15 protein-coding genes and 3 rRNA genes are annotated in these 23,299 nt (G+C 68.9%); all 18 read left to right on the top strand.

Annotated elements, in window-relative coordinates:
• Positions 1–41: 41 nt before the first annotated feature.
• The 18 genes from argF (at position 42) to H1226_RS18420 (ending at position 23,297) form a co-directional block, all read left to right on the top strand.
• A complete protein-coding gene (gene argF, locus H1226_RS18505) occupies positions 42–965 on the top strand; it encodes an ornithine carbamoyltransferase (RefSeq protein ID WP_258349448.1) in 924 nt (307 codons plus the stop codon).
• Complete coding sequence (locus H1226_RS18500) at positions 962–1,537, top strand: arginine repressor (RefSeq protein WP_258341849.1); 576 nt, start codon at positions 962–964, stop codon at positions 1,535–1,537. The genes argF and H1226_RS18500 overlap by 4 nt, the downstream gene beginning before the upstream one ends.
• Positions 1,538–1,546: 9 nt before the next feature.
• Complete coding sequence (argH, locus tag H1226_RS18495) at positions 1,547–2,968, top strand: argininosuccinate lyase (protein WP_258341848.1); 1,422 nt, start codon at positions 1,547–1,549, stop codon at positions 2,966–2,968.
• A 34-nt stretch (positions 2,969–3,002) separates the two neighbouring features.
• Entirely contained in the window at positions 3,003–3,629 is a 627-nt protein-coding gene (locus H1226_RS18490) for a DNA-3-methyladenine glycosylase (RefSeq protein ID WP_224961619.1), read from the top strand.
• Between the two features lie 33 nt (positions 3,630–3,662).
• Entirely contained in the window at positions 3,663–4,937 is a 1,275-nt protein-coding gene (gene tyrS / locus H1226_RS18485; protein WP_258341847.1) for a tyrosine--tRNA ligase, read from the top strand.
• A 528-nt stretch (positions 4,938–5,465) separates the two neighbouring features.
• Positions 5,466–6,989 (top strand): 16S ribosomal RNA (locus tag H1226_RS18480).
• Positions 6,990–7,244: 255 nt separating this feature from the next.
• A 23S ribosomal RNA gene (locus tag H1226_RS18475) occupies positions 7,245–10,331 on the top strand.
• A gap of 112 nt (positions 10,332–10,443) precedes the next feature.
• Positions 10,444–10,561: ribosomal RNA gene (gene rrf / locus H1226_RS18470) — 5S ribosomal RNA — on the top strand.
• The 16S, 23S and 5S rRNA genes sit together here, the layout of an rRNA operon.
• A gap of 172 nt (positions 10,562–10,733) precedes the next feature.
• A complete protein-coding gene (locus tag H1226_RS18465; RefSeq protein WP_258341846.1) occupies positions 10,734–12,887 on the top strand; it encodes a hypothetical protein in 2,154 nt (717 codons plus the stop codon).
• Positions 12,884–13,909 carry an HAD-IIA family hydrolase gene (locus tag H1226_RS18460; protein WP_258341845.1) on the top strand — a complete coding sequence of 342 codons (1,026 nt, stop codon included), beginning with the start codon at positions 12,884–12,886 and terminating at the stop codon, positions 13,907–13,909. The genes H1226_RS18465 and H1226_RS18460 overlap by 4 nt, the downstream gene beginning before the upstream one ends.
• 95 nt (positions 13,910–14,004) lie before the next feature.
• Positions 14,005–14,241, top strand: a complete 237-nt coding sequence (locus H1226_RS18455; RefSeq protein ID WP_258341844.1) for a hypothetical protein — start codon at positions 14,005–14,007, stop codon at positions 14,239–14,241.
• A 5-nt stretch (positions 14,242–14,246) separates the two neighbouring features.
• Positions 14,247–15,134 (top strand): TlyA family RNA methyltransferase, encoded by an 888-nt coding sequence (locus H1226_RS18450; protein WP_309148820.1) that lies wholly within the window; start codon positions 14,247–14,249, stop codon positions 15,132–15,134.
• A complete protein-coding gene (locus H1226_RS18445; RefSeq protein ID WP_224962225.1) occupies positions 15,131–16,024 on the top strand; it encodes an NAD kinase in 894 nt (297 codons plus the stop codon). The genes H1226_RS18450 and H1226_RS18445 overlap by 4 nt, the downstream gene beginning before the upstream one ends.
• Before the next feature lie 114 nt (positions 16,025–16,138).
• Positions 16,139–17,944: a DNA repair protein RecN gene (gene recN, locus H1226_RS18440; protein WP_258341842.1), complete on the top strand. Its 1,806-nt coding sequence runs from the start codon at positions 16,139–16,141 to the stop codon at positions 17,942–17,944.
• Positions 17,945–18,043: 99 nt separating this feature from the next.
• Positions 18,044–19,228: a putative cytokinetic ring protein SteA gene (gene steA / locus H1226_RS18435; RefSeq protein ID WP_258341841.1), complete on the top strand. Its 1,185-nt coding sequence runs from the start codon at positions 18,044–18,046 to the stop codon at positions 19,226–19,228.
• Positions 19,225–20,175 (top strand): copper transporter, encoded by a 951-nt coding sequence (locus H1226_RS18430; protein ID WP_258341840.1) that lies wholly within the window; start codon positions 19,225–19,227, stop codon positions 20,173–20,175. The genes steA and H1226_RS18430 overlap by 4 nt, the downstream gene beginning before the upstream one ends.
• Before the next feature lie 256 nt (positions 20,176–20,431).
• Positions 20,432–21,379, top strand: a complete 948-nt coding sequence (locus H1226_RS18425; protein ID WP_258341839.1) for a helix-turn-helix domain-containing protein — start codon at positions 20,432–20,434, stop codon at positions 21,377–21,379.
• Between the two features lie 220 nt (positions 21,380–21,599).
• Complete coding sequence (locus tag H1226_RS18420) at positions 21,600–23,297, top strand: CTP synthase (RefSeq protein WP_373689962.1); 1,698 nt, start codon at positions 21,600–21,602, stop codon at positions 23,295–23,297.
• Positions 23,298–23,299 lie beyond the last annotated feature (2 nt).

Below are 23,299 nucleotides of genomic sequence, written 5' to 3'. Positions count from 1 at the left end.
GAACACCCGAATCCCACCACGACAGCCACGGAGGTGATCCCGTGACGCTCCGGCACTTCCTGCGCGACGACGACCTGAGCCCGCAGGAGCAGACCGACATCCTCGACCTCGCCGCTCGGTTCAAGGCCGACCGCAACGGGGACCGCTCGCTGGAGGGCCGCTCCATCGCGGTCATCTTCGAGAAGAACTCCACCCGCACCCGGATGTCCTTCGAAGTCGGCATCCACCAGCTCGGCGGCCAGCCGCTGGTCGTCGACGGCCGCATGATGCAGCTCGGCCGCGAGGAGACCATCGAGGACACCTCGCGGGTGCTGTCCCGCTACGTCGACGCCGTCGTCTGGCGCACCTTCGCGCAGCCGCGCATCGAGGCGATGGCGGGCGCGGCCACCGTGCCCGTCATCAACGCGCTCACCGACGAGTTCCACCCCTGCCAGGTCCTCGCCGACCTGCAGACCGTGCGGGAGCGCCACGGCGAACTGCCCGGCCGCACCCTCACCTACCTCGGCGACGGCGCCAACAACATGGCGCACTCGTTGCTGGTCGGCGGCGTCACCGCGGGCATGCACGTCCGCATCGGCGCCCCCGACGGCTTCGCCCCCGCCCAGTGGGTGCTGGACGCGGCGAACAAGCGGGCCGCCGAGACCGGCGGTTCCGTGCGCGTCGACACCGACCCGCGCGCCGCCGTCGACGGGGCCGACGTGCTCGTCACCGACTCCTGGACCTCGATGGGCCAGGAGAACGACGGCAAGGACCGGGTCAGCCCGTTCCGCCCCTTCCAGATCAACGCCGAACTGCTCGCCGCCACCGGCGTCGAGAGCACCGTGCTGCACTGCCTGCCCGCGCACCGCGGCTGGGAGGTCACCGACGACGTGCTCGACGGACCGGCCAGCGCCGTGTTCGACGAAGCCGAGAACCGGCTGCACGCGCAGAAGGCACTGCTGGCCTGGCTGGTGCAGCGGTCATGAGCACCCGGGCGGCCCGGCAGGCCCGCATCGTCGAGCTCGTCTCGGCGATGGGCATCCGCAGCCAGACCGAGCTCGCGCGGCTGCTCGCCGGGGACGGCATCGACGTCACCCAGGCCACGCTGTCCCGCGACCTCGACGAACTGGGCGCGGTGAAGCTGCGCGGTCCCGACGGGGGAGCCGCCGTCTACGTCATCCCCGAGGACGGCAGCCCCGTCCGCGGCGTGCAGGGCGGCACCACCCGGCTCAGCAGGCTGCTGGCGGAACTGCTCGTGTCCGCCGACGGTTCCGGCAACCTCACCGTGCTGCGCACCCCACCGGGCGCCGCGCAGTTCCTGGCCAGCGCCATCGACCGCGCCGCCCTGCTCGAAGCCGTCGGCTCCATCGCGGGCGACGACACCGTCATGGTCGTCGCCCGCGAACCGCTCACCGGCCTCGACCTCGCCGAACGGTTCACCAACATGGCCTCCGGCGAACGCGCCCGGCCCGAGGACGGCGAACCGGGCGACGCGCACCCCGCCGGCGGCGAGGACGATGACCGACCGAATCCGCACCATCCGAACGACTCCCGATAAGGACCCACCGTGACCCAGCAAGGCAGCGAGCCCACCAAGCTGTGGGGCGGCCGCTTCGCCTCCGGCCCGGCCGAAGCGATGGCCGCGCTGAGCCTGTCCACCCACTTCGACTGGCGGCTGGCCCCCTACGACATCGCCGGATCCCGCGCGCACGCCCGCGTGCTGCACGCGGCCGGGCTGCTCACGGCCGACGAGCTGGAGCGGATGCACCAGGGCCTCGACGTGCTCGCCGCCGACGTCGAGTCCGGCGCGTTCCAGCCCGTCATCGACGACGAGGACGTGCACACCGCTCTCGAACGCGGGCTGCTCGAACGCGTCGGCGCCGACCTCGGCGGCAAGCTGCGCGCAGGCCGCTCCCGCAACGACCAGGTCGCCACCCTGTTCCGGATGTGGCTGCGCGACGCCACCCGCCGCGTCGCCGCCGGCGTGCTCGACGTCGTCGACGCCCTCGCCGAGCAGGCCCGGGCGCACCCGGACGCGGTGCTGCCCGGCCGCACCCACCTGCAGCACGCGCAGCCGGTGCTGCTCGGCCACCACCTGCTCGCGCACTGCCAGGCGCTGCTGCGCGACGTGAGCAGGCTGCGGGACTGGGACGCGCGCACCGCGTTCTCCCCGTACGGGTCCGGCGCCCTCGCCGGTTCCTCGCTGGGCCTGGACCCGCAGGCCGTGGCCGCCGAGCTCGGCTTCGACGGCGCGGTGGACAACTCCATCGACGGCACCGCCTCCCGCGACTTCGCGGCCGAATCGGCGTTCTGCCTGGCCATGCTCGCGGTGAACCTGTCCCGGGTCGCCGAAGAGGTGATCATCTGGAACACCGCCGAGTTCGGCTACGTCACGCTCGACGACGCCTGGGCCACCGGCAGCTCGATCATGCCGCAGAAGAAGAACCCCGACGTCGCCGAACTGGCCCGCGGCAAGTCCGGGCGGCTCATCGGCAACCTGACCGGGCTGCTCGCGACGCTGAAGGCGCAGCCGCTGGCCTACAACCGGGACCTGCAGGAGGACAAGGAGCCGGTCTTCGACTCCGTCGAACAGCTCGACCTGCTGCTGCCCGCGATGGCCGGGATGCTCGGCACGCTCACCTTCCACACCGAGCGGCTCGCCGAACTCGCGCCGGCCGGGTTCACCCTCGCCACCGACATCGCCGAATGGCTCGTCCGCCAGGGCGTGCCGTTCCGGGTGGCGCACGAGGCGTCGGGGGAGTGCGTGCGCACCGCCGAAGCCCGCGGCATCGGGCTCGACGAGCTCACCGACGAGGAGCTCACCGCCGCGCACCCCGCGCTCACCCCGCAGGTGCGGGAGGTGCTGACCGTTCCCGGCTCCATCGCCTCCCGCGACGCCCACGGCGGCACCGCGCCCGACCGGGTGCGCGAGCAGCGGGACCGCGTGTTCGCCGCGATCGAGGCGCATCGCGCCTGGCTGGCGGCGTGAGAACCGTTCGCGTCCGGTCGGTACTGTTCCGCTCGTGAGCCACCAGTTGACGCGAGCGGAACTCGCCCACGACCCCCTCCGGGTGGCCCGCAGCCTGCTCGGCTGCGAGCTGCGGTCCAGCCACCCGGAGGGCGACGTGCGGGTGCGGCTCGTCGAGGTCGAGGCGTACCGCGGCGGCGACGACCCGGCCTCGCACTGCTACCGCGGCAAGACGCAGCGCAACGCGGTGATGTTCGGCCCGGCCGGGCACCTCTACGTCTACTTCGTCTACGGGCTGCACTTCTGCATCAACGTCGTGTGCACCGAGGACGGCGTGCCCGGCGCGGTGCTGCTGCGCGCGGCCGAGGTCCTCGACGGCACCGAGCTGGCCCGCAGCCGCCGCCCCGCGGTGCGCAAGGACGTCCAGCTCGCCAGCGGCCCCGCCCGGCTGGCCGGCGTCCTCGGCATCACCCGCGAGCACAACGGCATCGACCTCACCGACCCGGACTCGCCGATCCGGCTGCTCGACGGCCCCGCCGTCGACGAGGACGACGTGCGCACCGGGCCGCGCGTCGGCGTCGCCACCGCGGTCGACCTGCCCTGGCGGTCCTGGATCGACGGCTCCCCGGCGGTGAGCCCCTACCGGCGCGGGGGACGCCGGCGCATCCGGGACCAGGCATGAAACCGCTCGTCGGCATGCGACAGACTGGGTCGCGTGAGTGAGCACATCCTTGACGAGCTGTCCTGGCGCGGCCTGATCGCGCAATCCACCGACCTCGACGCGCTGCGTTCGGACCTGGATTCCGGGCCGCTCACTCTCTACGCGGGCTTCGACCCCACCGCACCCAGCCTGCACGCCGGCCACCTGATCCCGCTGCTGACGCTGCGCCGCTTCCAGCTCGCCGGGCACCGCCCGGTGGTGCTCTCCGGCGGCGCGACCGGCCTGATCGGTGACCCGCGGGACGTCGGGGAGCGCAACCTGCACGACGAGGACACGGTCCGGGCGTGGACCGAGCGGATCGGCCACCAGCTGGCGAAGTTCGTCGACTTCGACGAGACCTCGACCGGCGCGCTGGTCGCCGACAACTCGGACTGGACGGCGCAGCTGCCGGTCACCCAGTTCCTCCGCGACGTCGGCAAGCACTTCTCGATCAACACGATGCTCGCGCGGGAGACGGTGAAGCGCCGCCTGGAGGGCGACGGCCTGTCCTACACCGAGTTCAGCTACATGCTGCTGCAGGCCAACGACTACGTGCAGCTCTACCGCAGGCACGGCACCCGGTTGCAGCTCGGCGGCTCCGACCAGTGGGGCAACATCGTCGCCGGCGTGGACCTGCTGCGCCGCCAGGAGAACGCCACCGCCCACGCGCTGACCCTGCCGCTGGTCACCGACGCGGAAGGGCGGAAGTTCGGCAAGTCCACCGGCGGCGGCAACGTGTGGCTCGATCCGGAGCTGACCTCGCCGTACGCCTGGTACCAGTACTTCGTGAACTCCGCGGACGCGGACGTCGCCAAGTACCTGCGCCTGTTCACCTTCCTCGACCGCGAGGAGATCGAGGAGCTGGAGCGCACCACCGCCGAACGCCCGCAGCAGCGCGCCGGCCAGCGCAGGCTCGCCGAGGAGCTGACGACCCTGGTGCACGGTGCCGACCAGACCCGCCAGGTGATCGCCGCCAGCCAGGCGCTGTTCGGCCGCGGCGACTTCGCGGAGCTGGACGAGGCGACGCTGGACGCGGTCATGGCCGAGGTCCCCACCGGCGAAGTGCGCCTGTCCGACGAGCCCACCATCGTCGACCTGCTGGTCGAAGCGGGTCTCGCGCAGGGCCGCGGCGCCGCGCGGCGCACCGTCAACGAGGGCGGCGCCTACGTCAACAACACCAAAATCGCTGATGAGACGTGGTCTCCGTCGAAGGACGACCTGCTGCACGGCCACTGGGCGGTCATCCGACGTGGCAAGCGTCACACTGCGGGGATCAAGGTGCTGTACTAGCCTGTTCGTAGGGCCGGAAACGGCAGGTGACCTGCGGGTTTACCTCGTTCCGGTCCTACTGCGGGCTGACTTGACTTTGGGTTGGCGGACGCGTAAATTACTTCAAGTCAGCGCGGAACGGGCCGAAAAAATCGGACCGGGCGCGACAGCGGGGCCACGAACCAAGCTCCCAACTGGTGTTGGTAGAGTGGGTGGAACCGAAGTGGAAAACTCTAAAAGCAGGCCGGAACTTGGCTGGGCGGGCGCGGGAAACCGCGGAAACGCGAAAGCGACCCCCCTGAAACGGCCGGAAATCGGGCCTGCTAGAGTTTGAAACATCGCAAGAACGAAAGACGAAATGAACTGACTCCCCGGAGTTCGCGGCCCTGATGAGGGGTTGTGGGTGATGGTGTGGGTGTGTTCTTTGAGAACTCAACAGCGTGCCGATGATGGTGAGTGGTAAACTCATCTTGATGAATTACATGCCTCGGCTTTCTTCGGATTGCTGGGGTGCCTCGTTTATTTCGGGGCAGGATTTTCTCTAAGACATTGTTGGAGAGTTTGATCCTGGCTCAGGACGAACGCTGGCGGCGTGCTTAACACATGCAAGTCGAACGCTGAAGCCCTTCGGGGTGGATGAGTGGCGAACGGGTGAGTAACACGTGGGTAATCTGCCCTGCACTCTGGGATAAGCCTTGGAAACGGGGTCTAATACCGGATAGGACACGTGGCCGCATGGTCTGCGTGTGGAAAGTTCCGGCGGTGCAGGTTGAGCCCGCGGCCTATCAGCTTGTTGGTGGGGTGATGGCCTACCAAGGCGACGACGGGTAGCCGGCCTGAGAGGGTGACCGGCCACACTGGGACTGAGACACGGCCCAGACTCCTACGGGAGGCAGCAGTGGGGAATCTTGCGCAATGGGCGAAAGCCTGACGCAGCAACGCCGCGTGGGGGATGACGGCCTTCGGGTTGTAAACCTCTTTCGACATCGACGAAGCCTTCGGGTGACGGTAGGTGTAGAAGAAGCACCGGCTAACTACGTGCCAGCAGCCGCGGTAATACGTAGGGTGCGAGCGTTGTCCGGAATTATTGGGCGTAAAGAGCTCGTAGGCGGTTTGTCGCGTCGGCCGTGAAAACCTGCCGCTTAACGGTGGGCGTGCGGTCGATACGGGCAGACTTGAGTTCGGTAGGGGAGACTGGAATTCCTGGTGTAGCGGTGAAATGCGCAGATATCAGGAGGAACACCGGTGGCGAAGGCGGGTCTCTGGGCCGATACTGACGCTGAGGAGCGAAAGCGTGGGGAGCGAACAGGATTAGATACCCTGGTAGTCCACGCCGTAAACGGTGGGCGCTAGGTGTGGGGACTGTTTCCACGGTTCCTGTGCCGTAGCTAACGCATTAAGCGCCCCGCCTGGGGAGTACGGCCGCAAGGCTAAAACTCAAAGGAATTGACGGGGGCCCGCACAAGCGGCGGAGCATGTGGATTAATTCGATGCAACGCGAAGAACCTTACCTGGGTTTGACATGCACAGGATCGCCCCTGAGAGGGGGTTTCCCTTGTGGCCTGTGTGCAGGTGGTGCATGGCTGTCGTCAGCTCGTGTCGTGAGATGTTGGGTTAAGTCCCGCAACGAGCGCAACCCTTGTCCTGTGTTGCCAGCACGTGATGGTGGGGACTCGCAGGAGACTGCCGGGGTCAACTCGGAGGAAGGTGGGGATGACGTCAAGTCATCATGCCCCTTATGCCCAGGGCTTCACACATGCTACAATGGCTGGTACAGAGGGTGGCGATACCGTGAGGTGGAGCGAATCCTTAAAGCCGGTCTCAGTTCGGATCGGGGTCTGCAACTCGACCCCGTGAAGTCGGAGTCGCTAGTAATCGCAGATCAGCAGTGCTGCGGTGAATACGTTCCCGGGCCTTGTACACACCGCCCGTCACGTCATGAAAGTCGGTAACACCCGAAGCCCATGGCCCAACCGGTTCGCCCGGGGGGAGTGGTCGAAGGTGGGACTGGCGATTGGGACGAAGTCGTAACAAGGTAGCCGTACCGGAAGGTGCGGCTGGATCACCTCCTTTCTAAGGAGCAATACACGTCCGCGAATGTTCACCTCAGGGTGGGTGTTGGTGGGGTGTCCAGGGTTGAGAAGGCATGTGTTCTTCTGTTCTGGGTGCTCAAGGATTTAGTGGAAATGCCACTCGGAGTTTTCGTCATCGTGCACGCTGTTGGGTGTCTGAGAGGACACACTGGTGACCGTGGCCTGTTTGTGGGTTGTGGTTGGTGTCTTGTCGGTTGTTGTTTGAGAACTGTATAGTGGATGCGAGCATCTTTGTGGCCAAGTTATGTAGGGCACATGGTGGATGCCTTGGTACCAGGGGCCGATGAAGGACGTGGGAGGCTGCGAAATGCCTCGGGGAGCTGTCAACCGAGCTGTGATCCGAGGGTGTCCGAATGGGGAAACCCGGCCCGAGTGATGTCGGGTCACCTGCACCTGAATGTATAGGGTGTTGGGAGGGAACGCGGGGAAGTGAAACATCTCAGTACCCGTAGGAAGAGAAAACACTGGTGATTCCGTGAGTAGTGGCGAGCGAAAGCGGAGGAGGCTAAACCGGGCGCGTGGGATACCTGGCAGGGGTTGCGTGTCTGGGGTTGTGGGGCTTGTCTGGAGGCGGCTGTCACCGTTTCAGCGTGGTTGTGTGTGTTAGTTGAACAGGTTGGGATGCCTGGCCGGAGTGGGTGAGAGTCCCGTAGGCGAAAGCACATGCGATACGTGTGGATTTGTTCCCGAGTAGCAGCGTTTCCGTGGAGGGCGCTGTGAATCTGGCGGGACCACTCGCTAAGCCTAAATACTTCCTGGTGACCGATAGTGGATAGTACCGTGAGGGAATGGTGAAAAGTACCCCGGGAGGGGAGTGAAATAGTTCCTGAAACCATGTGCCTGCAATCCGTCAGAGCATGATCTTTGGGTTGTGTGATGGCGTGCCTTTTGAAGAATGAGCCTGCGAGTTGCTGCTGCGTGGCGAGGTTAACCTGTTGTGGGGTAGCCGGAGCGAAAGCGAGTCTGAAGAGGGCGTGGAGTCGCGTGGTGCAGACCCGAAGCGGAGTGATCTACCCATGGCCAGGGTGAAGCGCGGGTAAGACCGTGTGGAGGCCCGAACCCACCAGGGTTGAAAACCTGGGGGATGAGTTGTGGGTAGGGGTGAAAGGCCAATCAAACTTCGTGATAGCTGGTTCTCCCCGAAATGCATTTAGGTGCAGCGTCGTGTGTTTCCTGGGTGGGGTAGAGCACTGGTTGGTTGATGGGCCTTATGGGTTACTGACGTCAGCTAAACTCCGAATACGCCTGGGTAGAGCGCGGCAGTGAGACGGTGGGGGAGAAGCTTCATCGTCGAGAGGGAAACAGCCCAGAACACCGGCTAAGGCCCCTAAGTGTGTGCTCAGTGGGAAAGGATGTGGGATTGCCCAGACAACCAGGAGGTTGGCTTAGAAGCAGCCATCCTTGAAAGAGTGCGTAATAGCTCACTGGTCAAGTGGTCCTGCGCCGACAATGTAGCGGGGCTGAAGTGCACCGCCGAAGCCGTGTCAATGAGTCCTTGTGGCTTGTTGGGTAGGGGAGCGTCCTGCATGCAGTGAAGCGTCACCGTAAGGTTGGCGTGGAGTGTGTGGGAGTGAGAATGCAGGCATGAGTAGCGAGAGCAGAGTGAGAATCTCTGCCGCCGATTGACTAAGGGTTCCTGGGGCAGGTTCGTCCGCCCAGGGTGAGTCGGGGCCTAAGGCGAGGCCGACAGGCGTAGTCGATGGAGAACGGGTTGATATTCCCGTACCCGTGTGCACGCGCCCATGGCGAAACGGTTGAGACTAACCATCCGCGAGCATGGAGTGTCTTCGGATGTTCTGTGTGAGTGCATGGGACCTGATTCTGCGGTAGTCAAGTGATGGGGTGACGTAGTGGGGTAGCTGTGCCAGTGAGTGGTAGTACTGGTGTAAGCCTGTAGCCTGCCGTCTAGGTAAATCCGGGCGGTGTGAAGGGTGAGGGGTGATGCGTAGCCGTTGTGGTGAAGTCAGTGATCCCGTGCTACCGAGAAAAGCCTCTAGCGATGTGTGTGCATGGCCCGTACCCGAAACCGACACAGGTGGTCAGGTAGAGTATACCGAGGCGGTCGGGTGAACTGTGGTCAAGGAATTCGGCAAATTGCCCCCGTAACTTCGGGAGAAGGGGGGCCATTGCTGGTGAAGGGATTTACTCCTGGAGCTGGTGGTGGCCGCAGAGGCCAGGGAGAAGCGACTGTTTACTAAAAACACAGGTCCGTGCGAAGTCGTAAGACGAGGTATACGGACTGACGCCTGCCCGGTGCTGGAACGTTAAGAGGACCTGTTAGCACATCTTTGGTGTGTGAAGCGGAGAATTTAAGCGCCAGTAAACGGCGGTGGTAACTATAACCATCCTAAGGTAGCGAAATTCCTTGTCGGGTAAGTTCCGACCTGCACGAATGGCGTAACGACTTCTCCGCTGTCTCGACCACAGGCCCGGTGAAATTGCAGTACGAGTAAAGATGCTCGTTTCGCGCGGCAGGACGGAAAGACCCCGGGACCTTTACTATAGCTTGGTATTGGTGTTCGGTGCGGCTTGTGTAGGATAGGTGGGAGACTGTGAAGCGTTCACGCTAGTGGGTGTGGAGTCGTTGTTGAAATACCACTCTGGTCGTTCTGAGCATCTGAACCTCGGACCCTGATCGGGTTCAGGGACAGTGCCTGGTGGGTAGTTTAACTGGGGCGGTTGCCTCCTAAAGGGTAACGGAGGCGCCCAAAGGTTCCCTCAGCCTGGTTGGTCATCAGGTGTTGAGTGTAAGTGTATAAGGGAGCTTGACTGTGAGACTGACAGGTCGAGCAGGTGCGAAAGCAGGGACTAGTGATCCGGCACTGGCTGGTGGAAGCGGTGTCGCTCAACGGATAAAAGGTACCCCGGGGATAACAGGCTGATCTTGCCCAAGAGTCCATATCGACGGCATGGTTTGGCACCTCGATGTCGGCTCGTCGCATCCTGGGGCTGGAGTTGGTCCCAAGGGTTGGGCTGTTCGCCCATTAAAGCGGCACGCGAGCTGGGTTTAGAACGTCGTGAGACAGTTCGGTCCCTATCCGCCGCGCGCGTAGGAGATGTGAGGAAGGCTGTCCCTAGTACGAGAGGACCGGGACGGACGGACCTCTGGTGTGCCAGTTGTTCCGCCAGGAGCAGGGCTGGTTGGCTACGTTCGGGAGGGATAACCGCTGAAAGCATCTAAGCGGGAAGCCTGTTCCAAGATGACGTCTCCCACCCCTTTGTGGGTTAAGGCCTCCTAGAGATGATGGGGTTGATAGGCTCGGCATGGAAGCACAGTAATGTGTGGAGTGGACGGGTACTAATAGGCCGAGGACTTGTTCACGAAGATTGCTACGCATCCACTATACGGTGTCTGAGACAGCAACTGGTTGGTTGTTGAATTGGATAGAGGTTTCACACGGCGCCCCGGGTGGGGTGTTGGTGTGGTTGGATTTGTCGGTGGTTTTAGCGGAGCGGGGAACGCCCGGTCCCATTCCGAACCCGGAAGCTAAGCCCTCCAGCGCCGATGGTACTGCACTCGATAGGGTGTGGGAGAGTAGGACACCGCCGACAATACTCATGAGGGGCCGACCGGGCCTGTCCAGCAGGACGGCCCGGTCGGCCCTTTTTTGTGCTGCGCCTCGACTGGAGCGACGCGGCATCGCACACTCGGACGGCACCGGTAGAGCGGTGGCGCCGAGGTCTACGCTGGTACTCAACCGAGTTTGCACGTCCAGGAGGTCTGGTGTCCGGGTCCGACGACACGCGTGGCGGCGGCGACCGCCGCGGAGCCGATTCCGGCCGCAGCGGCCAGGCCGGCAAGAACGGATCGGCAGGGCGCGGTTTCGGCGGCCGGAACGACCGAGGCCGAGACGGCGGATCCCGCGGCTCGGGCGGTGACCGCGGCCGGCAGGGCGGTGGGAGCCGGTTCTCGAACAACCGCGACCGCGGCGGACCGCGCATCGAAGATCGCCGGGCCGATGGGGGGCACCGTCAGCGCGCCTTCGGGCAGGGACGCGACGAGCAGACCTGGGGTGCCCCGGGCGACAAGGGCGACTCCAAGTTCCGCAAGGACAGCCGGGGCCGTCCGGCCGACAAGGGCGGCTTCCGACGGGACTCCAAGTTCGACGACCGCAAGGGCGGACGTCCGGGCGAACAACGTCGTGGTGGCTTCCGCGACGAGCGTCGCGGTGACGATCGTCGGAACGACGGCGGCCGTGGCGGCTCGGGAGGCGCACGTCGCTTCGACCGGCAGGACGACCGCGGCCGTAATTTCAACCGGGACGACCGGCCCAACCGTTCCTACCGCGACGACCGGCCTCGCGACGACCGGCCTCGGGACGACCGCGGGGGCGACCGGAACCGTGGTGACTTCCGCGGCGGTGACCGCCGGGACAAGCCGCGGTTCGACGACCGCCGCGATCGCCAGGGCTCGAACTTCAAGCGCGACGACCAGCGCCCGGACAACCGGCGCCCTGATCACCGGCGCGACGACGACAAGCGGGGCGGCGACCGGCGCAGCGACAACCGCGCGGGCGGCAACCGCCACCAAGGCGGCGGCCACCGTTCCGACGACCGTCCGCGCAACGACCGCCCGTGGCAGGACCGCAAGAGCGACAACCGGGACCGCGGCGGCCGCTCCTGGTCGGACAAGCGCGACGATCGTGGCGGCGACCGGCGGCAACGCGACGATCGTCGCGATGACCGCGGCGGCCGTCCCTCCTACGGGCGTCCGAAGGACGACCGCAGGGGCGGTGACCGTCCGCAGGGCAAGCGCGACCGCTTCGACAACGACCGCCCGCGGCGCGACGACCGGCAGCGGCCGCAGTCCGACAACCGCGGTCCGCGCCGACACGACCGGGACGCCGCGCAGCGTTCCGGTGCGGCAGCCGAGGAGAACGTCGAGACCAAGCCCGTCGAGGTCGCCCCGGAACTGCCGGAGGACGTCGACGTCTCCGAGCTGCACGGTGAGGTCCGCCGGGACATGCGCTCGCTGCCGAAGGGACTCGCGGACAAGGTCGCCTTGCACCTGGTCGCGGCCGGGAAGCTGATGGACACCGACCCGGAACAGGCGCTCGTGCACGCGCGGTACGCGCGGCACCGCGCTTCCCGCATCGGTGCCGCGCGCGAAGCCAACGGGCTGTGCGCCTACCAGATGGGTGAGTGGACCGAGGCGCTGTCCGAGCTGCGCGCCGCGCGCCGCATGGGTGGTGGCCCCGGGCACATCGCGATCATGGCGGACTGCGAGCGTGCGCTGGGCCGTGCGGAACGGGCCCTGGAACTGAGCCGCAGCGCCGAAGCCGCCGAGCTGACCGGTGGGGAAGCGGTGGAGCTCCGCATCGTTGCCGCCGGTGCCCGCCGCGACCTCGGCGAGGTCGAAGCGTCCGTGGTGAGCCTGCAGATTCCCGAACTGGACCCGAAGGTCCAGGAACCGTGGAGCGCCCGGCTCTTCTACGCGTACGCCGACAACCTGCTCGCCGCCGGCCGGGTGCAGGAGGCGTTCACCTGGTTCGTGCACGCCGCGCACGCCGACGACGACGGTGAGACGGACGCCCCGGAACGCCTGGACGAGCTGGTGGTCCTGCTCGGCGGTGATGCCGAAGCCGAAGAACTCGTGGCTGAAGCGACCGCTGCCGGACCCGCCGCGCTCGACGACGCCGACGACGTCGAGCTCACCACCGAATCCGAAGCCGAAGCCGAGGTGACGGTGGAGGAACCCGTGGCCGCGGGTGACTCCGCTGCGGAACCGACCACGGCGCAGGACGCCCCCGCGACCGCCGAGCCCGATGCCGCCGCGGTGGAACAGGCCCCGGCCTCGAAGCAGGCAGCGGTGGACGGAACGCAGTCGGCCGACCGAGCGGTGAAGGCGAGCGACCCGCGAGGGGACGAATCGCAGTGACCGGAACGCTGCTCGACCACCACGACGCGGTGCTGCTCGACCTCGACGGCACCGTGTACCGCGGCGGCCAACTCGCGCCCGGGGCGGACGAGGCCATCGAGGAGGTGCGCCGGAAGGGCGTGCAGGTGCGGTACGTGACGAACAACGCGTCCAAACCGGCACAGGCCGTCGCCGACCACCTCAACGCGCTCGGCCTGCAGGCCACCGCGGACGAGGTGAGCACCAGCGCTCAAGCCGGTGCCGCCCTGCTCGCCGAACAGCTGCCGACCGGCGCGAAGGTGCTCGTCGTCGGCTCGGAGGCGCTCGCAGCGGAGGTCGAGCAGCTCGGACTCACCCCGGTCCGGGAGAACGCGGACGAACCGGTCGCGGTCGTGCAAGGCCACTCCCCGGACACCGGGTGGTGGAACCTGGCGGAAGCGTGCCTGGCCATCCGCGCCGGAGCGACGTGGGTCGCCTGCAACGCGGACGCCACGCTCCCCACCGAACGCGGTGAGCTGCCGGGCAACGGCTCCATGGTCGCGGCGTTGCGCGCGGCGACCGGTCAGGAACCGCAGGTCGCCGGCAAACCGGAACGCCCGTTGCTGGACCGCGCCGTGTCTTCGGCGCGGGCCGGTCGGCCGCTGATGGTCGGAGACCGACTCGACACCGACATCAGCGGTGCCGTGCGGTCCGGGATGCCCTCGCTGATGGTCCTGACCGGGGTGGGAACCCCGGCCGACGCGTTGTTCGCGCCGGTGGAACTCCGTCCCGAGCACATCGCGGACGATCTGCGCGGATTGCACCTGCCGCACGAGGTGACCGCCGTCGGCGACCAGCCCGACTGGAAGGTTCGAGTCGCGGACGGTGTTCTCGAACTGTCGGCCGCGTCGGACCGGCCGGAGTCGTCCGGGACGCGGGAGCACGCGCTCGGTGCGCTCCGGGCCCTGTGCGCCGCGTGGTGGCCGGTCGGCTCCGGGCACGTGACCGTGCGCTCGGCGGATTCCACGTCCACCGATGCGTTGCGCCGATTGGGCTTCGCCTGAAGCGACCGGCTCCGCACGTCCGCGGTTCAGTTCGGATAGCGTTGATGTAGTCGCCGCGAGACGTCCGGCGATGTGGGCGACAGAAGCGGGAGACGATGACCTCTCCAGGGCAGGACGGTGCATTCGCGCCGAACCCGTCGATGCTGGCGAAGTCCTCGGACGACGGTTCGGCGGCCGAGCACGCCATCGGCGAAGCGCTCGCGCGTCTCGACGAGGTGCGTGAGTTGCCGGTGGCCGATCACGTCCAGCGGTTCGAGGCGGTGCACACGGCGTTGTCCGATGCGTTGAGCAGAGCCGAGAACATGTTGTCCGGTTCGACGGGCGGCGGGTGATCGGAGTGCCGCGCAAGGCGCGTTTGGACGCCGAACTCGTGCGCCGCGGGCTCGCGAGGTCGCGGGAGCAGGCCGCGGAACTGATCGCCGCCGGTCGGGTGACCGTGCGGGGCATGGTCGCCGGGAAACCGGCCACCGCCGTCGAGATCGATGCCCCGGTCGTGGTGGCCGAGGACGTCGACGACCCGAAGTGGGCTTCTCGCGGGGCGCACAAGCTGCTCGGCGCCTTGGAGGTCTTCGGCGCCGACGGGCTGGCCGTCGAGGGGCGCCGGTGCCTCGACGCCGGTGCCTCCACCGGTGGCTTCACCGACGTGCTGCTGCGGCAGGGTGCTCGGGAAGTGGTGGCGGTGGACGTCGGGTACGGCCAGCTGGTGTGGGCGCTGCAGACCGACGACCGGGTGCGGGTGCACGACCGCACCAACGTGCGTGCCTTGGAACCCGCCGATATCGGCGGTCCGGTGGATCTCGTCGTGGCCGATCTGTCCTTCATCTCGCTGAAGCTCGTGCTGCCCGCGCTGCTGGCGTGCTCCGGGCCGGAGACCGACTTGGTCCCGATGGTCAAACCGCAGTTCGAGGTCGGCAAGGAGCGGCTCGGTTCCGGCGGCGTGGTGCGGGACCCCGAGCTGCGCGCGGAAGCGGTCCTGGACGTGGTCCGCTTCGCTGCGGAGTCCGGGCTGGGGCTGCGCGGCGTCACCGCCAGCCCGCTGCCGGGGCCCTCGGGCAACGTGGAGTTCTTCGTCTGGCTGCGGTCCGGTGCGAGCACCGACCCGGCGGAAGCGGCTGAACTCGTCGCGGAAGCGGTGCGCACCGGGCCGCAGACGGCGGACAAGGGCGGTGGGGCCCAGAAGGCCGCCGCCGGCACGGCCGGAAACCGACGAGGGGGCCGCAGTTGACCCGAGAGGTGCTGCTGGTGGTCCACACCGGTAAACAGCACAACCTGCGCACCGCGGAGAAGGTCGCCGGGCAACTGGTGGGAGCCGGCGTGCGCGTGCGCGTGCTGGAGGACGAGGCGCGCGACCTCAGCCCCGGCTGCTACACCCAAGCGGTTCCTTCCGGGCCGCACTCCGCCGCGGGCACCGAGCTGGTGTTCGTGCTCGGTGGCGACGGGACGTTGCTGCGCGCCGCCGAGCTGGCCCGGCTGCCGGGCGTCCCCGTGTTCGGCGTCAACCTCGGGCGGGTCGGTTTCCTCGCCGGGGCCGACTCGGACGCGTTGGACCAAGCGGTGCTGGCCGTGGTCGAAGGCCGGTACCACGTCGAAGAGCGGATGACCGTCGACATCACCGCGATGCTCGACGGGAAGGTGCTCGCGACCACGTGGGCGCTGAACGAGGCCAGCGTGGAGAAGAGCAGCCGGGAACGCATTCTCGACGTGGTCGTCGAGGTCGACGGCCATCCCGTGTCCGCGTTCGGCTGCGACGGGGTGCTCTGCTCCACCCCGACCGGATCCACGGCCTACGCGTTCTCCGCTGGCGGGCCGGTGGTCTGGCCGGAAGTGGAGGCGTTGCTGGTGGTGCCGAGCAACGCGCACGCGCTGTTCGCCCGCCCGCTGGTGGTGTCGCGGAACTCCACCGTAGCGCTGGAGATCGACCACGGCGGGCACGACGCGGTGCTGTGCTGCGACGGGCAGCGGCACTTCGACCTGCCCGCGGGGGCCAGGGTCGAGGTCGTGGCCGGGGCGAACCCGCTGCGCCTGGTCCGGTTGTATGACGCGTCGTTCACCGACCGGTTGGTCCGGAAGTTCGAGCTCCCGGTCCAGGGGTGGCGCGGCCCGGCAGCCGACTGACCGGCTGCGAACCGCAGTCGAGCGCGGTCGCGCGGCACCGCCGCGCGCGGATCGGCGGGATTGATCGGACTGGCGGGGGCCGAGCGGTCGGGGCCGCCCGCTAGGGTGCTTGATGTGTTGGCTGAGATGCGCATCCAGGGACTGGGAGTCATCGACGATGCCACGCTTGAGCTGCACCCAGGCCTGACCGTGGTGACCGGTGAGACCGGAGCTGGCAAGACGATGGTGGTCACGGGGCTGCACCTGCTCAGCGGTGGTCGCGCCGATGCTTCGCGAGTCCGATCGAACACTCCGCGGGCTCTGGTGGAAGGGCGGTTCGAGGTCGCCCCCGAATCGGGGGCGGCGAAGGTCGCCGGGGAAGCCGGTGCCGAACCGGACGAGGACGGCAGCCTGATCGCGCTGCGCAGCGTGAACAGCGATGGTCGATCGCGCGCGCACCTGGGCGGCCGGGCCGTGCCGAACGCTGTGCTCTCCGAGCTGTCGGAGCAATTGCTGGCGGTGCACGGGCAGAACGACCAGCTCCGGCTGCTGCGCCCCGGCGAGCAGCGCGCGGTGCTCGACCGCTTCGCCGGTGAGCCGGTGGCCGCCGTCCTGGAGCAGTACCAGCGGGTTCGCGCCGACTGGACCGCCGTGGTGCGGGAGCTTGCGGAGCGCACCGACCGGGCCCGGGAATGGGCGCGGGAGGCGGAGCTGCTGAAGCACGGCCTGGACGAGATCGAAGCCGTGGCGCCGGAGCAGGGCGAGGACGAAGCCCTCGTCGACGAGGCGCGGCGGTTGTCCGACGTCGACCAACTGCGCGAGATCGCGGCCGGTGCCCAGCACGCGGTGAGCGGTGCGGCCGACGGCGATCCGGAGTCTCCAAGCGCGATGGGCCTGCTCGGTGACGCCCGGCGCCGGCTCGGTGCCGCCGAGGACCCGGTGCTGCTCGACCTCGACTCGCGGGTCGCGGAGGCGACCGCGGTGCTCTCGGACGTGGGTGCCGAGCTGGGCGGGTACCTGGACCGGCTCGACGCCGACCCCGGACGGCTGGAGCAGGTGCTCGCCAGGCAGGCCGAGCTGAAGAACCTCACCAAGAAGTACGCCGCCGACGTCGACGGCGTGCTGGCGTGGGCCGCGGACGCGCGGGAGCGCCTGGCCGGGATGGACACCTCCGACGAGGCGCTGGCCGCCCTGGCGCAGCGCCGCGACGAGCTCGCCGCCGAACTGGCGGAACACGCCCAGGTGCTCACGAAGGAACGGCAGGAGGCCGCCGTGGGGCTCGCGGCCGCGGTCTCCGAGGAACTCGCCGGACTGGCGATGGCTCAGGCACGGCTGGAGGTCGTGGTCGAGCCCAAGGAGACCGAGGCGTCGGACACCTCGGCGCTGGCGGTGGGGGACCGGACGCTGGCCGCCGGCCCGGACGGCACCGACGAGGTCGAGCTGCGGCTCATCGCGCACTCCGGGGCCCCGTCCCTGCCGATCCACAAGGGCGCCTCGGGTGGTGAGCTCTCGCGGGTGATGCTCGGGCTGGAGGTCGTGCTCGCCGACGCGGACACGGTGCCGACGCTGGTGTTCGACGAGGTCGACGCCGGGGTGGGTGGCCGGGCGGCCGTCGAGATCGGTCGCCGCCTCGCGAGGTTGGCGCGGACCCACCAGGTGGTCGTGGTGACCCACCTCGCGCAGGTGGCCGCCTACGCGGACCGGCACCTCGTGGTGGACAAGGGGTCGAACGACACCGGACTCACCCGGAGCGACGTGCGCACGGTCGCCGACGGCGAACGAGTCGCCGAGCTGGCCCGGATGCTCGCGGGTCTGGATTCCACCGCCACCGGCCGGGCGCACGCCGAGGAGCTGCTGGCGACCGCCGCGTCCGACAAGTCGAAGGCCGGACCCGCGAAGGGCGGGCGCGGCGGGAAGAGCGCCGCCGCGAACCCCCGCTGACCCGATTGATCCATTTGGATCAATCAAGTAGGGCTGAACGGGTGTGGTCGTACGGCGTGGCGACCTCCCGGGCGGTGATCCATTTGTCACCATCGGTGCATGAAGCTCAGTGGTCTGCTCACACGTCAGGAGGAGGAGCTGCCGGGAGTGACCGGTACGGCGCGGGTCCCGCGCCGCACCGGCGAGCTGCCCTCGCGGCTCGGTCCCGGTGACATCGTCCTGCTGGACCAGGTCGACCTCGACCGCCGGACGGCGGACGTCCTGGTGGCGGCAGGGGTCATCGCGGTGGTCAACGCCGCGCCGTCGATCTCGGGGCGGTTTCCCAACCTGGGCCCCGAGGTGCTGTCCGCGGCCGGCGTCACCCTGATCGACCGCGCCGGCCGGGAGGCGATGCGCGCGGTCAAGGACGGTTCCAAGGTGCGGTTGCACGAGGGCACGATCTACTCGGGCGACCGCGAGATCGCGTCCGGTGTGGAGCAGGACGCCGATTCGATCGCGGACCAGCTGATCGAGGCCAAGACGGGGATGACCTCGCAGCTCGAAGCGTTCTCGGCGAACACCATCGAGTTCCTGCGCACCGAGCGGATGCTCATCCTCGACGGCGTCGGGGTGCCCGCGGTGACCGTGCCCATCGAGGACCGCCACGTCCTGGTCCTGGTGCCCGGTTACGGGCACGCCGACGACCTGAAGCGCCTCAAGCGCTACATCAAGCACTACCGGCCGGTCCTGATCGGGGTGGACGCAGGTGCGGACACGCTGCTGCGGGCCGGGTACCGCCCGGACGTGATCGTCGGTGATCCGAACGGCATCGAGAAGGACACGCTGAAGCGGGCCACCGAGGTCGTGGTGCCCGCGCACCTGGACGGGCACGCACCGGGGATCGCGCGCATCCAGGACCTCGGCATCGGTGCGCTGACCTTCCCCGCCTCCGGGAACCCGGAGGACCTTGCGCTGCTGATCGCCGATGCTCACAACGCCCGCCTCGTGGTGACCGTGGGCTTCCAGGCGACCTTGCACGAGTTCCTGGACCGCGGCCGGTCCGGCTCCAACCCGTCCACGTTCCTGACCCGGCTGCGGCTGGGGAGCAGGCTCGTCGACGGTGCCGCGGTGACCGCGCTGCAGCGCAACGCCGGGTCGAACTGGGCGGTGGTCCTGCTGCTGGTGGCCGCGCTGCTGGTGCTCGGCGTGGCGTTGGCGGTGTCCGGGTTCGGAACGTCCTTCCTCGCGGTGCTCGCCGACTTCGGCCGGTCCGCGTTCGGGCAGCTGCAGGAGTGGTTCGCATGATCTCGATGCGCCAACACGTGATCTCCCTGGCCGCGGTGCTGCTGGCCCTGGGGGTCGGCATCGTGCTCGGCTCGACCTCGCTCAGCGAGCGGTTGCTCTCGCACGTCGGCGAGGAGCGCGACTCGCTGAGCAACCAGGTCGACGAGCTCGGTGCGGAGCGCACCGCGCTCCGGGACGAGCTGGACGGCGCCAACCGGTTCAGCGCGGCCACGGCCCCGATGACGGTGCGCGGCAGCCTGGCCGATCGCGGTGTCGTCCTCTTCAGCACCTGGGACGTCTCCGAGCAGGACCGCGCCGGAATGCGCCGGCTGATCGAGGAGTCGGGCGCGGAGGTGACCGGTGAGGTGCAGCTGGACCGGGCGATCGCCGAACCGGATCGGGCCGACCAGGCGCGGAAGCTGGTCACCCGGCTGCTCCCCGCGGGGGTGCAGCTGCCCACCGCCACCGACGTCGGAACGCTGACCGGCGGGCTGCTGGGGCCGCTGACCCTGCTCGACCAAGGAGCCGGTGCGCCGCAGGTCTCGCCGGAGGAGCGCGCGGCGGCGCTGACCGGCCTGTCCGAGGGCGGTTTCGCCACGGTGGTGGGCGAGGTGCGCGCCGCGCCGCTCGCGCTGGTGATGACCGGCGGCGATCAGGCGGGCCCCGGGGCAGAGCCCGGTGCGGCCGACCGGGCTGCCTTCCTGGCCCGCTTCGCCTCGCAGCTGGACCGCTCCGGGGGCGGCGCGGTGCTCGCGGGTGCGCGCGGTTCCGCCGACGGCGACGGGGCGGTCGGCGTCGCCCGCGCCGACCGGACGGTGTCCTCCGCGTTGTCCACGGTGGACAACGCGGACAGCCCCCAGGGACGGGTGGCCGCGGTGCTGGCGCTCCGCGAGCAGCTCGACCACCGGGCCGGGCACTACGGCACGGCCAGCAGCGCGCAGGGAGCGGTCCCCGGCGTGCGCGACTGACCGGCGCGGTGCCCGGCCCGGCGGTATGGCCGCGCCGGGCGGCGCGGACGCGGGGGCGCCGCCCGGCTGGGCGGCTCGGCACGGGGGGCACCCGCGCCGCGCCTCGGGACGGGGGTGGACGCGGCGGGTCGGGTCGGTGCCGAGCCGGGTTCGGAGAGCCATGCCATCGATGATGTTCGAGAATTATTCGATCCGCGATAATTCGATGGAGTGACATTCCTGTGCTGCGCCGAAGATCGCGGCCAGAATCGGATCCATGGACGAGATGCGAAGCGCCGCGGACCCCGGCTCGACAGGGCGAGCGCCCGGCGGCCCGGAGCAGGACGACCGGCAGCAGGACGACCGCCAGCCGCGCACCGAACCGAGCCCCATGGTCCGGCGGCACCTGCTCGCGGGCGAACTCCGGGAGCTGCGGCACGCGGCGCGGCTGACCCACGCCGACGTGGCCCAGCGGCTGGGCTGGCCGCAGGCGAAGGTGAGCAAGATCGAAGGTGCCCGCCAGCAGGTCGGGGTGGAGGCGGTCATCGCGCTCGCCGACATCTGCCACGCGGGCGCCGACCGGCGGGACCGGCTGGTCGAGCTGGCGCACTCCGCGCGAGGCCGCGGTTGGTGGGAGGCGTACCGGGACGTCCTGCCCCCGGACGTCCGCCGGCACGTCGGGTTCGAGGCGGAGGCGGTCGTGGTGCGGGCGTTCGCCGTCGAAGAGCTCCCCGAGCTGGTGCGGACGGACGAGTACGCCGCAGCGGTCGACGACGCCCGTGCTCCGGAGCGCTCGTCGGAGGCGGCCGAGCGGTCGCTGGAGGTGCTGCGGCGCAGGCGGCGCCGGGTCGAAGGTGGCGCGCTGGCGCTGGACCTGGTCCTCGCCGAGTCGGCCCTGCGCCGCGAGGTGGGCGGTCCGGAGGTGCTGGCGCGGCAGCTGGACGCGCTGCGCGGGCTCGCGGAACTGCCGACGGTGGCGGTCCGGGTGCTGCCGTTCAGCGCCGGCGCGCTGGCGACGGGGGTGCCCTTCTCGGTGTTGTCCTTCGAACTCGACCTGCCCGAGGTGGTGGTGACCTCCGCCGCCGGGGCCACCGAGCTCGCCGACGACCCGGCTTCGGCGGGGGCGCACCACGAGCTGCTGCGACGCTTGGCGGCGGCCGCGCTGCCACCCGAGGAATCGGTCCGCTGGCTCCGCGCGGAAGGGAGCCCCGCGATGTCCGGGTGACCGCGCGGGGCGCGTGCGGTGACTGGGGTGGTCGTCCGGACTGTGCCCCCGACGGCGGTTGACCTGGAGCTCTGCGCCGTGGTGGAGGCCATGCGGGTCGCCGTGTACCCGCGGTTCATCGTGCGTTAGGCTGAAATCCCGTGGGAGCGACGGATTCAGCCGTCCTGCCAGCGCAGATTCATTCAGCCCGGCGACGGCTTGACCACGGGGAGCCTTCTTGGTGCCGCAAACACGCACGATCAAGCACGTGTTCGTCACGGGAGGTGTCGCCTCCTCGCTCGGCAAAGGCCTGACCGCGTCGAGCCTCGGCGAACTCCTGACCTCCCGCGGACTGCGGGTGACGATGCAGAAGCTCGATCCTTACCTCAACGTCGACCCCGGAACGATGAACCCGTTCCAGCACGGCGAGGTGTTCGTCACCGAGGACGGGGCCGAAACCGACCTCGACATCGGGCACTACGAGCGGTTCCTGGACCGGGACCTCACCAAGAACGCGAACGTCACCACGGGGCAGGTCTACTCGGCGGTCATCGCGAAGGAACGCCGGGGTGAGTACCTGGGCGACACCGTGCAGGTCATTCCGCACATCACCGACCAGATCATCGCCCGCATCCGCGCGATGGCCGAACCGGACGAGGACGGGCGCACGCCCGACGTCGTGATCACCGAGGTCGGCGGCACGGTCGGCGACATCGAATCGCTCCCGTTCCTGGAGGCGTGCCGCCAGATGCGGCACGACGTGGGCCGGGACAACTGCTTCTTCCTGCACGTGTCGCTGGTGCCGTACCTGGCGCCGTCGGGCGAGCTCAAGACGAAGCCGACCCAGCACTCGGTGGCCGCGCTGCGCAACATCGGCATCCAGCCCGACGCGCTGGTCTGCCGGGCCGACCGCGAGCTCCCCGAGGACCTCAAGCGCAAGATCGCGCTGATGTGCGACGTGGACTCCGACGGCGTCGTCGCCTGCCCGGACGCCCCGTCGATCTACGACATCCCGCGGGTGCTGCACGGCGAGGGCCTGGACGCGTACCTGGTGCGGCGGCTCGGACTGCCGTTCCGGGACGTCGACTGGACGGTGTGGGGCGACCTGCTCGACCGCGTGCACAAGCCGACCGAGCGGGTGCGGATCGCGCTGGTCGGCAAGTACGTCGACCTGCCGGACGCGTACCTGTCGGTCACCGAGGCGCTGCGCGCGGGCGGGTTCGCGCACCGCGCGAAGGTCGAGATCGCCTGGGTGCCCTCCGACGAGTGCGACACCGATGCGGGGGCGGCCCACGCCCTGGCCGGCATGGACGGCGTGCTGATCCCCGGCGGCTTCGGCGTGCGCGGGATCGAGGGGAAGCTGGGGGCGATCCGCTACGCCCGCACGCACGGCATCCCCACCCTCGGCCTGTGCCTCGGCCTGCAGTGCATGGTGATCGAGGCGGCCCGCTCGCTGGCCGACCTGAAGCGGGCGAACTCAGCCGAGTTCGAGGAGCCCTGCCAGCACCCGGTGATCAGCACGATGGCCGATCAGCGGGACGTGCTCTCCGGGGACCGGGACATGGGCGGCACGATGCGGCTCGGTTCCTACCCGGCGAAGCTGCTGGAGGGGTCCGTGGTCGCCGAGGCGTACGGCGAGACCGAGATCGCCGAGCGGCACCGGCACCGTTACGAGGTGAACAACGCCTACCGCGACCGGCTGACCAAGGCCGGCCTGGTGTTCTCGGGCACCTCGCCCGACGACCGCCTGGTGGAGTTCGTGGAGCTGCCGCGCGAGCAGCACCCGTTCTTCGTCGGCACGCAGGCGCACCCGGAGCTCAAGAGCAGGCCGACCCGCCCGCACCCGCTGTTCGCCGCCTTCGTCCGGGCCGCCGTCGACTACCGCGCGGCGGAGCGGCTTCCGGTCGAGCTGTCGGACAACGTGGAAGCCGGGGTCTGATC

Source organism: Saccharopolyspora gregorii (assembly GCF_024734405.1).
GTDB classification, from domain to species: Bacteria; Actinomycetota; Actinomycetes; order Mycobacteriales; family Pseudonocardiaceae; genus Saccharopolyspora_C; species Saccharopolyspora_C gregorii.
The sequence above is the reverse complement of the archived record's forward strand: the minus strand, read 5'-3'. Positions and strand labels throughout refer to the sequence as shown.

Bases quoted from the DNA above. Each gene is read 5' to 3' on its own strand.
- H1226_RS18500 (WP_258341849.1), top strand. From the start codon at position 962: ATGAGCACCCGGGCGGCCCGGCAGGCCCGCATCGTCGAGCTCGTCTCG.
- steA (WP_258341841.1), top strand. From the start codon at position 18,044: ATGAAGCTCAGTGGTCTGCTCACACGTCAGGAGGAGGAGCTGCCGGGA.
- H1226_RS18425 (WP_258341839.1), top strand. From the start codon at position 20,432: ATGGACGAGATGCGAAGCGCCGCGGACCCCGGCTCGACAGGGCGAGCG.
- H1226_RS18430 (WP_258341840.1), top strand. From the start codon at position 19,225: ATGATCTCGATGCGCCAACACGTGATCTCCCTGGCCGCGGTGCTGCTG.
- H1226_RS18455 (WP_258341844.1), top strand. From the start codon at position 14,005: ATGACCTCTCCAGGGCAGGACGGTGCATTCGCGCCGAACCCGTCGATG.